Source organism: Rhizobium sp. FKL33 (genome assembly GCF_005222915.1).
Taxonomy (GTDB): Bacteria; Pseudomonadota; Alphaproteobacteria; order Rhizobiales; family Rhizobiaceae; genus Rhizobium_E.
Genome location: NZ_STFX01000021.1, coordinates 1 through 12166, shown reverse-complemented (window position 1 = coordinate 12166; position 12166 = coordinate 1). Strand labels below are relative to the sequence as shown.

The 12166-nt window shown below is 63.6% G+C and carries 10 protein-coding genes and 4 tRNA genes; 8 read left to right on the top strand and 6 right to left on the bottom strand.

Features of this window, described 5'->3' with window-relative positions:
* Positions 1-12: 12 nt before the first annotated feature.
* Complete coding sequence (locus E8Q41_RS13205; protein WP_137156019.1) at positions 13-891, bottom strand: LysR family transcriptional regulator; 879 nt, start codon at positions 889-891, stop codon at positions 13-15.
* 87 nt (positions 892-978) lie between these two features.
* Between E8Q41_RS13205 and E8Q41_RS13200 the strand changes: the two genes are divergently transcribed.
* Positions 979-1986, top strand: coding sequence for a putative sulfate exporter family transporter (locus E8Q41_RS13200; protein WP_137156018.1), 1008 nt, complete (start codon positions 979-981; stop codon positions 1984-1986).
* Between the two features lie 16 nt (positions 1987-2002).
* Here E8Q41_RS13200 and phaC read toward each other — a convergent pair whose 3' ends face one another.
* Entirely contained in the window at positions 2003-3841 is a 1839-nt protein-coding gene (gene phaC, locus E8Q41_RS13195) for a class I poly(R)-hydroxyalkanoic acid synthase (protein WP_137156017.1), read from the bottom strand.
* 108 nt (positions 3842-3949) lie between these two features.
* Here phaC and E8Q41_RS13190 point away from each other — a divergent pair, with 108 nt between their 5' ends.
* From E8Q41_RS13190 to E8Q41_RS25560, 5 genes are all read left to right on the top strand, one after another.
* The gene (locus tag E8Q41_RS13190) at positions 3950-4315 is read left to right on the top strand and encodes an SHOCT domain-containing protein (RefSeq protein ID WP_137156016.1); all 366 of its coding nucleotides are present in this window, start codon (positions 3950-3952) and stop codon (positions 4313-4315) included.
* Positions 4316-4454: 139 nt separating this feature from the next.
* Positions 4455-5678, top strand: a complete 1224-nt coding sequence (locus E8Q41_RS13185) for an LL-diaminopimelate aminotransferase (RefSeq protein WP_137156015.1) — start codon at positions 4455-4457, stop codon at positions 5676-5678.
* 28 nt (positions 5679-5706) lie between these two features.
* Positions 5707-7029, top strand: a complete 1323-nt coding sequence (locus E8Q41_RS13180; RefSeq protein ID WP_137156014.1) for a homoserine dehydrogenase — start codon at positions 5707-5709, stop codon at positions 7027-7029.
* A 63-nt stretch (positions 7030-7092) separates the two neighbouring features.
* Positions 7093-8892 (top strand): single-stranded-DNA-specific exonuclease RecJ, encoded by a 1800-nt coding sequence (recJ, locus tag E8Q41_RS13175; protein ID WP_137156013.1) that lies wholly within the window; start codon positions 7093-7095, stop codon positions 8890-8892.
* Between the two features lie 91 nt (positions 8893-8983).
* Entirely contained in the window at positions 8984-9148 is a 165-nt protein-coding gene (locus tag E8Q41_RS25560; protein WP_170976472.1) for a hypothetical protein, read from the top strand.
* A gap of 19 nt (positions 9149-9167) precedes the next feature.
* Here the strand turns inward: E8Q41_RS25560 and E8Q41_RS13170 are convergent.
* From E8Q41_RS13170 to E8Q41_RS13155, 4 genes are all read right to left on the bottom strand, one after another.
* A tRNA-Glu gene (locus tag E8Q41_RS13170) sits at positions 9168-9242 on the bottom strand.
* Positions 9243-9385: 143 nt separating this feature from the next.
* Positions 9386-9460, bottom strand: a tRNA-Glu gene (locus E8Q41_RS13165).
* A gap of 259 nt (positions 9461-9719) precedes the next feature.
* A tRNA-Glu gene (locus E8Q41_RS13160) sits at positions 9720-9794 on the bottom strand.
* A 122-nt stretch (positions 9795-9916) separates the two neighbouring features.
* Positions 9917-10603 carry a DUF1045 domain-containing protein gene (locus E8Q41_RS13155; RefSeq protein WP_137156012.1) on the bottom strand — a complete coding sequence of 229 codons (687 nt, stop codon included), beginning with the start codon at positions 10601-10603 and terminating at the stop codon, positions 9917-9919.
* 172 nt (positions 10604-10775) lie between these two features.
* On the opposite strand from E8Q41_RS13155, the gene E8Q41_RS13150 reads away from it, so the two are divergent.
* Together E8Q41_RS13150 and E8Q41_RS13145 are read left to right on the top strand one after the other, a co-directional pair.
* Positions 10776-11924, top strand: coding sequence for a CaiB/BaiF CoA-transferase family protein (locus E8Q41_RS13150; protein ID WP_137156011.1), 1149 nt, complete (start codon positions 10776-10778; stop codon positions 11922-11924).
* Positions 11925-12083: 159 nt separating this feature from the next.
* Positions 12084-12160 (top strand) — tRNA-Asp (locus tag E8Q41_RS13145).
* Positions 12161-12166: the final 6 nt, after the last annotated feature.

The window sequence follows — 12166 nt, the reverse complement described above, 5'->3', positions numbered from 1 at the left end:
CGGCCAGATCCGCTAATCACACAGCTTGGCGAATTCGCGGCCGGCGGGGCTGAGGCCCCGCTCCTTGTGGCGCAGGAACGTGAAGTCGCGGGCGGCGAGCGAGACGGGGGCGACGCTGAGGCGACCGAGCGCGATCTGAGGCGCAGCGGCGGCGCGCGACAGGCAGGCGGCGCAATCGCTGCCGATCAGCGCCGAAATCACACCCTCGTTGGACGGCAGCACGAGCGCGATGCGGATCTGGTCCGGATCGATGGCGCGGCGGGAGAGGGCGGCTTGCAAGGCCGAGCGGGTGCCCGAACCCTGTTCGCGCATGATCCAGCCGGTTGTCCGGAGCAGATCGTCGACCTCCGCCGCCTTGGCCTGTGACAGGGAATGGCTGGGCGCGCAGAGGATGACCAGTTCGTCACGCGCCACCCGCGTCGAGGCAAGCGCCGGCTCGTCGATATCACCCTCGATCAGGCCGATTTCGCTCGCGCCCGTGAGCACGTCGCGGGCGACGGTGGAGGTGTTGCCGACCGTCAGATCCACCTCGACGCCGGGATAGAGAGTGCGGAAGCGCATCAGGCGCGGCGGAAGCCAGTGGCTGGCGGTGGTCTGGCTGGCCGAGAGCCGGAGGACGCCGCGCTTCAAACCGCCGAGATCGCTGAGCGCCAGCGCCGCGGCCTGGGCGCGGGCCAGCGTGGCGCGGGCCTCCTCGACGAATAATCGACCAGCTTCCGTCAATTCGATGCCGCGCCCGACGCGGGAAAACAGCGCGACATTGTAAAAACGCTCCAGCGCCTTGATCGAGGCGCTGACGGCCGAGGGGGTAAGGCCGAGCGTCTCGGCGGCGCGGGTGACATGCTGCGCCTCGGCGACGGCCAGGAAGATCGTGAGCTGTTCGAGAGTCAATCGTGAAATCCATCTGCATGAAACTGGCAATATTATTCGATAGATTTGCATGGATTACAAAGGGATATTTGGACGCAGGAGAACGCCATGCTGTCCATCGCCCAAAAATCCCATCTGTTGTCCGGCGCGAGCCTCTGCATCGCTCTTGCCGTCACAGCGATCGGCGCCGAGCATGCGTTTCCGACGGTGCGCGGCTTGGGTCTCGATCCGATGATGCTGGCGATGCTGGCGGGGGTGGCGCTGCGCAGCGCCGGGCTGCCGCTGTCGGGCTTCGACGCCGGCATCCGGGCCATGGCGCGCAGGCCGCTCGAAATCGCCATCGCCGCTATGGGCGCGACGATCAGCGCCGCGACGATCGCCTCCATGGGGGCGACGCTGCCTTTGGTGGTCTTCGCGGCGGTGGCCGCGTCCATAGCAACCTCTTATGCCGCGGCGCGTCTGCTCGGGTTGGAGCCGCGGCTTGCGGCGCTGGTGGCGGCGGGCAATTCCATCTGCGGCAATTCGGCGATCATGGCGGTGGGGCCGGCGATCGGAGCCAAAGCCGACGAAACGAGCCGCGCCATCGCCTTTACCGCCTCGCTCAGCATTCTGGTGATCGCCGCGCTGCCGGCCTTCGGTTCGGCGCTCGGCTTCGATGCGCTGCATTTCGGCGTTTTCGCCGGCATGACCGTCTATGCCGTGCCGCAGGTGCTGGCGGCGACGTCCTTCATGGGCCCGGTCAGCGCCGAGATCGGGGCGGTGGTGAAGCTGGTGCGGGTGTTGACGCTCGGGCCCGCGCTGATGATCCTTGGCCGCTTTTTCTCTGTCGAGGGCGCGAAGCCCGCCTCGCTGTCGCGGGTCGCGCCCTGGTATATTCTCGGCTTTTTCGTGATGATGGGTTTCAATCTCGCAGGCGCTTTGCCCGAACAGGCCGTTACGCTCTGCCGGTTCACGGCGGCGGTGCTGCCGGTGGTCGCCATGGCGGCGCTGGGACTGTCGGTGGACTTGCGCGAGCTGACGCGGTCCGGCGGTCGGATCGCCGCGGCCGGTGTGGTTTCGGCGCTGATGCTGATTGCGATCTCGGCGGTGGTGGCGCTGGTGGTCGTCCGCGCCTAACCGTAAGCCGGACCTGTCACACCCGCACGCGCACGAAAGAGCCCGGGGCTTCCTCGATCGGGTTCAGCTGGTCGCCGCCGGGTTTGCGCGGGGCCACGGTGCGGGCGTCCTGATCGAGGATCCAGCCATGCCAGTTGGGCCACCAGGAGCCCGGCGTTTCCTCGGCGCTCGCCAGCCAATCCTCATATTCGCCTTCGACCTTGCCGTTGGTCCAGAACTGATACTTCTTCTTGTCGGGCGGATTGACGACGCCGGCGATATGGCCGGAGCCGGAGACCACCAGTTTGACGTCGCCGCCGAACAGTTTGGAGCCTGTAAACACCGATTTGGCCGGCGCGATATGGTCTTCGCGGGCGGCGAGATTGTAGATCGGGATCTTGACCTTCTTGAGATCGAGCTTTTTGCCGTCGAGCACCATCTCGCCGCGCGCAAGCGTGTTGTTGAGATAGCAGTTGCGCAGATAGAAGGAGTGGTTGGCGGCCGGCATGCGGGTGGAATCGGCGTTCCAATAGAGCAGGTCGAAGGCCATCGGCTCCTGCCCCTTGAGGTAGTTGTTGACGAAATAGGGCCAGATCAGCTCGGAAGCGCGCAGCATATTGAAGGCGAGCGCCATCTTGGTGCCGTCGAGATAGCCTTCCTGCTCCATGCTCTTTTCGATGGTGCGGATCTGCTCTTCGTCGGCGAAGACCTTGAGATCGCCGGCATAGGTGAAATCCACCTGGGTGGTGAACAGCGTGGCCGAGGCGATGCGCCTGTCTTTTTCCAAGGCATGCCGGGCGAGCGTGGCGGCGAGCAGCGTGCCGCCGACGCAATAGCCGATGGCGTTGACCTTGTCTTCGCCGGTCGCCTTCTTGATCGTCTCCAGTGCGAAATCGATGCCTTCGCGGGCGTAATCGCCCCAATCCTTGTCGGCATGGCGTTCGTCGGGATTGACCCAGGAGATCACGAAGACGGTGTGGCCCTGGTCGACGCACCATTTGATGAAGCTCTTCTGCGGATTGAGATCGAGCACATAGAATTTGTTGATCCATGGCGGGCAGATGAGGAGAGGGCGCTTCAGCACTTTCTCTGTCGTCGGCTCATACTGGATGATCTGGCAGACATCGTCCTCGGCGATGACCTTGCCGGGGGTGACGGCCATGTTCTCGCCGACCTTGAACTTGGTCATGTCGGTCTGGCGGATACGCAGATCGCCACGGCCGGAATGAATGTCCTCGGCGAGCTTTCTCATGCCCTCGACGAGATTGGCGCCGTTCTGCGCCACCGTCTCCTTGTAGAGCACCGGATTGGTGAGCACGAAATTGGCGGGCGACAGCGCTGCGGTGATCTGCTTCACATAAAAGCCCGCCTTGTGGCGGGTGTGGTCGTCGAGCCCGTCGGCCTGGGTCACCAGCTTGTCGGCCCAATCTGATGTGACGGTGTAGACCTGGCGCAGGAAATCGAAGAACGGGTTCTGCTTCCAGTCGGTGTCGGCGAAGCGTTTGTCGTCGCGGGCGACTGCGGCGGGAGATTCGCCGGCGGCTTTCTGCAGCGAGGACATCCAGATCTGCGCATAGGTCGAAAAGAGCAGCGTCTGGGCCTGAAGCGCACGGTTGGGATCGGCGACCCAGTATTCCACGACTTTTCCGAGCGTGCGGACGAGATCGGTCATCGGCTCGGCGATCAGATCCTGCTTTTCGCCGCTTTCGCGCGGGGCCAGCCATTCCGAGGCCGCCTTGCCGAGATTCTCCAGCGAACGGGCGAGATTGACGGTCAGCGCTTCCGGATTCTTGATGATGAACGGTTCCAGTTCGGCCGGATCGAGGCCTGGAATGGCGCGGCGTCCGTTATCCTGAGTTGCGCCGTCCTTGTTCATTGCGCCTCGCTCCCCGATGCTTCGTCTTTTGCTTGCAAACCACTGTGCATGAACCGGATTGCAATTTCCAGCGTTTCGGCCCACTACTCCGCACAAAGAACTAGGCCCGTGTTGTCGCAGGCTGGACTTGCGCGCAAGACCAATATGGGGATGGCGGATATGCGAATGGTGAATGGCGGCTTGAAGACGCTGGCGGCTTTGGCCCTGACGGTGCTGACGGCGGCCGGTTCGGGTTGCGCCTCCAAGGTCAGCGAGGAAGCGCGCGCGATTCCCGTCGAGCCCGGCCCCTATCCTGATTTCTCGCGTCCGCTCAACTCCGCCATGGAGCAGATGACCGACGAGGACGCCAAGACGATGGAAACGCAGCTGACGGCGCTGGCCGGCCAGCGTCGCGCCGGCGCGATCAGCGAGGCCGAATATCTCCGCCGCGTCGAGGAATTGCGGGCTTTGGGCAAAACCACGGCGACCAACTGACGCCGCCTGACCGGGCTGATGCGCCGAGGCGGATTTTCTACGCGCCCGACCGGGCTTTTTGCCCTTGCCTTTCTCGGCATTTGGTCGCAAAGCGTGATTTGCGGCATGACGTGGCCGCATTTTCGACAAGAGGACAACCATGGAAGAGTTTCACAAGGTCCGGCGCCTTCCGCCCTACGTGTTCGAACAGGTCAATCGCCTCAAGGCGGCGGCCCGAGCCGGCGGCGCCGACATTGTCGATCTCGGCATGGGCAACCCGGATCTTCCGACCAACAAATTCATCGTCGACAAGCTGATCGAGACCGTGCAGCGGCCTGATACGCATGGCTATTCCTCGTCCAAGGGCATTCCCGGTCTGCGTCGCGCCCAGGCCAATTATTATGAGCGCCGCTTCGGCGTGAAGCTCAATCCCGACACGCAGGTCGTGGCCACGCTCGGCTCCAAGGAAGGCTTCGCCAATATGGCGCAGGCGATCACGGCGCCCGGCGACGTGGTGCTGTGCCCCAATCCGTCCTATCCGATCCACGCCTTCGGCTTCCTGATGGTGGGCGGCGTGATCCGCTCTATTCCGGTCGAGCCGAACGAGGAATTCTTCCGGGCGCTGGAACGCGCGGTGGCGCATTCGATCCCCAAGCCGATCGCGATGATTCTCTGCTATCCGTCCAACCCGACGGCGACGGTGGTGGAGCTGGATTTCTACAAGGACGTGGTGGCTTTCGCCAAGAAGCACGGCGTCTATGTGCTGTCCGACCTCGCTTATTCGGAAATCTATTTCGACGGCAAGCCGACGCCTTCGGTGCTGCAGGTGCCGGGCGCGATGGATGTCGCGGTCGAATTCACCTCGATGTCCAAGACCTTCTCCATGGCCGGCTGGCGCATGGGCTTTGCGGTCGGCAACGACCGGCTGATTTCGGCGCTGACGCGGGTGAAGTCCTATCTCGATTACGGCGCGTTTACGCCGATCCAGGTGGCCGCGACTGCGGCGCTCAACGATCCCGATCTCGACCAGCATATCGACGAGGTGCGCCAGACCTATAAGCGCCGTCGCGACGTGATGGTGGAAAGCTTCGGCCGCGCCGGCTGGGAGATCCCGCCACCCGCTGCGTCGATGTTCGCCTGGGCGCCGGTGCCGGAAAAGTTCCGTCATCTCGGCAGCCTGGAATTCGCCAAGCTGCTGATCGAGAAGGCCGATGTGGCCGTGGCTCCCGGCGTGGGCTTCGGCGAGCATGGCGACGACTATGTTCGCCTCGCGCTGGTGGAAAACGAACACCGCATCCGCCAGGCGGCCCGCAGCATCAAGAAGTTCCTCGGCACCGCCGACGAGACGCTGCACAATGTGGTGGCGCTCAAATCCGCCGGCTGAATGATCAAGACAAGACAGGAATGATAGTATGGCTGATGCCCTGAAAATCGGCATTGCAGGACTGGGAACCGTCGGCGCTTCCCTCTACCGCATTCTCGGCGAGCGCCACAACATGCTGGCCGTCGCCTGCGGCCGCGATATCCGCGTGACCGCAGTATCGGCCCGCAACCGCAGCGCCGATCGCGGCATCGACATCACCGCGACGACCTGGTTCGACAATGCCGTGACCATGGCTGCCGAAGCCGATATCGACGTGTTCGTCGAATTGATGGGCGGCGCCGGCGATCCGGCATATGCGGCGGTCAAGACGGCGCTCAATCGCGGTCTGCATGTGGTGACCGCCAACAAGGCGCTGCTCGCCAAGCATGGCGTGGAACTCGCAGCGCTGGCCGAAGAAAAGGGCGTGATCCTGAATTTCGAGGCGGCGGTGGCCGGCGGCATTCCGGTGATCAAGGCGCTGAGGGAATCGTTGACCGGCAATACGGTGAGCCGCGTCTATGGCATCATGAACGGCACCTGCAATTACATCCTGACCCGGATGGAGAAAGAGGGCCTGTCGTTCGAGGCCTGCCTCAAGGAAGCGCAGCGTCTCGGCTATGCCGAAGCCGATCCGGCTTTCGACATCGAGGGCAACGACACGGCGCACAAGCTGTCGATCCTGACGACGCTGGCCTTCGGCACGAAGATCGCCGCAGATGACATCTATCTCGAAGGCATCACCAATATTTCGCTCGAGGACATCCTGGCGGCGCGTGATCTCGGCTACCGGATCAAGCTGCTGGGCGTGGCGCAGAAGACGGCCTCCGGCATCGAGCAGCGCGTGCATCCGACCATGGTGCCGCAGGATTCGGTGATCGCCCAGGTCGACGGCGTCACCAATGCGGTGGCGATCGAATCCGACGTTCTCGGTGAACTGCTGATGGTCGGCCCCGGCGCCGGCGGCAACGCCACCGCATCCGCGGTGATGGGCGATATCGCCGACATCGCCAAGAGCCGGCCCGGCTCCCAGCTGGTTCCCAGCCTCGGACGGCCGGCGGCCTCGCTGGACGCTTATGTTCGCGGCGAAATGCAGAGCCATGAAGGCGGCTATTTCATCCGACTGACGGTGGAGGATCGCGCCGGCGTGTTCGCCAGCATCGCCACCCGCATGGCGGAAAACGCCATCTCGCTCGAATCGATCGTGCAGCGGCCGCAAAAGGCCGGCGACGGAGACGACCGCAAGACGATCATCCTCGTGACCCACGCCACCACCGAATCTTCCGTGCGCAAGGCGGTTGATACGATCGAGACCGAGGGCTATCTGATCGGCAAGCCGCAGGTGATCCGCATCGAACGGCCGAAGGCGGCGTGACGCCGGGATGTCATCAACATCCCTTGCGCCGCCCCGTGTGACGCGCAAGGGAATGATGTGACGATGTTCGAGCCCGTAGATCCCGTCGACCGCGCTTTTCTCGGCGTCGAGCGCTCCGTGAGCGGTCAGCGCTGGGTCTCACGGCTCGATCAGGCCGGGCTCAACCGCGCGCTGGCGATGAGCCAGCAGCATGGCATTCCCGAACTGATCTGCCGGGTGCTGGCCGGGCGCGGCGTCGGGGTCGACGATGCGCCGGCCTTTCTGCAGCCGACCATCCGCTCGCTGATGCCCGATCCCTTCACATTGACCGATTGCCGGCCGGCGGCCGAGCGCATCGCCCGCGCCATCGAGCGGCGCGAACATGTCGCCATCTTCGGCGATTACGATGTCGACGGCGCGGCCTCGGCGGCGCTGCTGCATCGCGTGCTGTTCCACTTCGGCATTGACGCGACGATCTATATTCCCGACCGGATTTTCGAAGGCTATGGCCCCAATCCCGGCGCGATCGGCAAGCTGATCGACGATGGCGCAAAGCTCATCGTCACCGTCGATTGCGGTTCCACCAGCATCGAGGCGCTGAAAGTCGCGCATGAGCGCGGCATCGACGTGGTGGTGATCGACCATCACCAGGTGGGGCATGCGCTGCCGGACTGCCATGCGCTGGTCAATCCCAATCGCGAGGACGATCTGTCGGGGCAGGGCCATCTCTGCGCGGCGGGCGTTGTCTTTCTCGTGATGGCGGCGCTGCACCGGCTGATGCGAGAGCGCGGCGATCCCCGCGCCGCGAGCCTCGATCTACTGGCGCTCCTCGATCTCGTGGCGCTCGCCACCGTGTGCGACGTGGTGCCGCTCAAGGGGCTCAATCGCGCCTATGTGGTGAAAGGTCTGATCGCCGCCCGGCATCAGCAGAATCCGGGGCTTGCGGCGCTGTTCGCCAAAGCGGGCGTCGGCGGGCCGGTCACTCCCTATCACCTCGGCTTCCTGATCGGGCCGCGAATCAATGCCGGCGGGCGAATCGGCGATGCGGCGCTGGGTTCGCGGCTGTTGACGCTGGAAGACGCCGGCCACGCCGCCGAGATCGCCGCCAAGCTCGATGAACTCAACCGTGAACGCCAGGCGATGGAGCAGGCGATGCTGGCCGAAGCGGAAGCCGAGGCGATGGCCGACTATGGCACGGGCGAGGGGACGCCTGTCATCGTCACCGCGCGCGAGAACTGGCATCCGGGCATCGTCGGGCTGATCGCGGCGCGGCTGAAGGAGAAGTTCAATCGCCCGGCTTTCGCCATCGCGCTCGATCCCTCGGGCAAAGGCACTGGCTCGGGCCGCTCGATCAATGGTTTCGACATGGGCAAGATGGTGCGCGCCGCCGTCGATCAGGGCCTGCTCGTCAAGGGCGGCGGCCACGCCATGGCGGCGGGGCTGACGGTGGAGCGATCGCGTTTGGGCGCGCTTCGCGCCTTCTTCGAGGAGGCGGCGCGGGACACCGTGTCGACGCTGACCGCCAATCGCGTGCTGAAGATCGACGGCGCGCTGGGGGCGAGCGGCGCCACCTTCGATCTCGTCGACCAGCTGGAGGCGGCGGGGCCCTATGGCTCGGGCCATTCGCAGCCGATTTTCGCATTGCCGATGCACAGGGTGAAGGACAGCCGATTCGTCGGAACCAACCATATCAAGGTGACGCTGGAGGGGCTGGATGGCGGTCGCCTCGACGCCATGGCCTTCCGGGCCGGCGATACCGATCTCGGACGCCTGCTGACCGGTTCGCGCGGCGACAATTTACATGTTGCAGGCACGCTGTCGGGCGATTTCTGGCAGGGGACGCGGCGGATACAGGTCCGGATCCTGGATGCGGCCAAGGCTTGACGGGCGCGATTGCTGACGGCAGCATCCTGCCATGGCATATTGGGTAAAACGCATCATTCTCAAAACTGGGGAATTGGTCACGGAGCGGGAGTTGCGGACAGATGAGAATCTGTTCCATGGGCCCGCGCCGGCGGTCGGCGATCTCCTGAGCGTCAAATGTCGCGGACGCCAATTCGATGTGGAGATCGTCTGGGGAAACTGGGAGTTCGGCGTTGAAACCGACCGGGTGATCCACCTCAGGGCTAGGGAACTGTAAGGTCCATCGAGAGGGAAAGTGGCACGCCCTAGGGGAGTCGAACCCCTCTTCCCAGAATGAAAATCTGGTGTCCTAACCGATAGACGAAGGGCGCGTGCGCTTCGGTGAGGGCTTTCTAGGGGGAGGCGACGATTCCCGCAAGCGGTTTTTTCGGCTTTTCGCGATTTTTTTCAACGGGATGAGAGGGGGAGCCGGAAACGAAAAAACCGCCCGGAGGGCGGCTTTCGAGAGAGCAAGTGGCACGCCCTAGGGGAGTCGAACCCCTCTTCCCAGAATGAAAATCTGGTGTCCTAACCGATAGACGAAGGGCGCGCATCGCTTGCGAGCGGGCTTATAGGCAGAGGACGGATTTCACGCAAGAGGTTTTTTGCGGGTGTGGATAAGAAAAATGAGGGAATGTTCAGGGTGGAGCCACCCCCCCCTCTGTCCTGCCGGACATCTCCCCCTCAAGGGGGGAGATTGGCAAGCGGTTGGCGCACCGGCCAACGTCGATCTCTGTAGATCGCAATTTTGGCGGAGCTGGTAGGAAGGCACAAAAAAACCGCCCGAAGGCGGCTTTCTTAGGAGCAAGTGGCACGCCCTAGGGGAGTCGAACCCCTCTTCCCAGAATGAAAATCTGGTGTCCTAACCGATAGACGAAGGGCGCACTGCGCTTGCGAGGCGGTTTATAGACGGAGGCTTTTGGCTTCGCAAGCCCCTTGGTCGGATTTTGTCACAAAAATGCGAAATTGCCGGATCTGGTGATAATCTGCGTAAGAGATCAGAGGCTTAGCGTGGGAGCGGCGCGATGCGGAGCACGGTGAAGGGCCCGCCGCGTTCGGTTTCCACAAACAGAGCCAGGTGATCGATGGCCAGCGGACGGTCGAGGATTTCGGCGAAATGGGAGCCGATTGCGGCCTGCAGCGCGTCGCGTTGGGTCTCAAGCGTCGGGCCGGTGAGCGTCATGTGGAAGCGGAAATCCTCGAAGACATAAGGATAGCCCCAGGTCTGCAGATGATGGCGCTCGCTGGGGCTGAGTTTTTCCGGCTTGCGGCGGAGAATGTCGGCTTCGCTCAAGGGCGCGCGGAACGGCTCGAAAGCGCGGACGCAATCGGCGGCGAGGGAATCGAGCGGTTCAGACGTTTCGGCCGGAATCAGCGCGAAGAAGGGGCCGAGTTGGCCGAGCGTGATGCGGGGCAGGGTGAAGGCCTGTCGTTCCGAGACGAAAGTTTCGAAAGCGTCGATCAGATGATACTCGGCGGTCCCATTCTTGAGTTCGAACGGCGCTTTCAGCGTGGCGTGAAAGCCGTAGCGGCGGGGATCTGCTGTCAGAGCGGCAAAATCCTCGGCGTCGAGCCCATCCACGGCGACCTGCGGCAGGTCCTCGCCGGTGGCCGCGTCACGGCCGAGCCAGGCATTGGCCAGCCGGGTCAGCTCATGGTCCAGCGCGGGGGCGAAATAGATGGCGTAACGCATGGCTCAATTCCTTATTCTGGGACGCGGGCGGGAAACCTGCCCTAGATCCGGGTCATGACACAAGCGTGACGCCGCTATTGAAAAAGCTGATGGCCTGCTGAGAAAGAATCAGTGGCAAGCGGGCGCGCCTGTGACGATGATGGCGCAAGAAAATGACAGACAGGATGCTCGCATGACCGCTAACAGCCCGCTTCACGGCGTGAAGGTGCTCGAACTCGCCCGAATCCTCGCCGGCCCCTGGTGCGGCCAGACGCTCGCCGATCTCGGCGCCGAGGTGGTGAAGGTGGAAAGCCCCGAAGGCGACGATACACGACGCTGGGGCCCGCCCTATATCGAAAAGGACGGCGAGAAGGCGGCGGCCTATTTCCACGCCGCCAACCGGGGCAAGCAATCGGTGACGGCGGATTTCACCACCGAAGAGGGCCGCGATTTCGTCATCGCGCTCGCCAGGCGCGCCGATGTGCTGATCGAGAATTTCAAGCTCGGCGGCCTCAAGAAATATGGTCTGGATTACGAAAGCCTCAAAGCGATCAATCCGAAGCTGATCTATTGTTCGATCACCGGATTCGGGCAGGACGGTCCTTACGCGCCGCGGGCCGGCTATGACTTCATGATCCAGGGCATGGGCGGCATCATGGATCTGACCGGCGCGCCGGATGGAGAGCCGCAGAAGATCGGCGTCGCTTTCGCCGATATCTTCACCGGTCTTTATTCGGTGGTGGCGATCCAGGCCGCCCTGATCGAACGGCAGCGCACGGGCGAGGGCCAGCATATCGATATGGCCCTGTTCGACTGCATGACGGGCGTGCTCGCGAATCAGGCGATGAATTTTCTGGCCTCCGGCGTCTCGCCGCGCCGCATGGGCAATGCGCATCCGAATATCGCGCCGTATCAGACATTTCCCGTGGCGGATGGGCATCTGATCGTCGCCTGCGGCAATGATTCCCAGTTCGGACGGCTCGCGTCGATTCTGGGACTGGCGGAGCTTGCGAGCGATTCCCGCTTCGCCACCAATGCGGCGCGAGTCGGCAACCGCCTCGAGCTCAGCCGGATCATGGAGGAGAGGACGCTGACCTTCCGCCGCGACGATCTCCTGGCGCTCCTGGAAAAAGAGGGGGTGCCGGCCGGCCCGATCAACAGTGTCGCCGATGTGTTTTCCGATCCGCAATTCATCCATCGCGGCATGAAGATCGAGCCCGAGGGCGCGCCGGGCATTCGGACACCGATCCGCTTTTCGCGCTCCGAACTGGCGCTGGACAAGGGCGCACCGCGACTCGGCGCGGATACGGATTCGGTCAAAACGCGCCTCCGGGAGGATTGAGCGAAGCAGGGCGGGCCGGCGTCCACAATGGCCGAGCCGGGAGATTCAGGCGGTCCGGCGCCTGCCGTCATTTTGTCACAAAAGCTGCTTGACACTGGACGCGCCTCGCCTTAGACACCGCCTCACGAACGGCGGACAACACGCCGAACGGAACAAAGCGCGGGTGTAGCTCAGTCGGTTAGAGTGCCGGCCTGTCACGCCGGAGGTCGCGGGTTCGAGCCCCGTCACTCGCGCCATTTTCC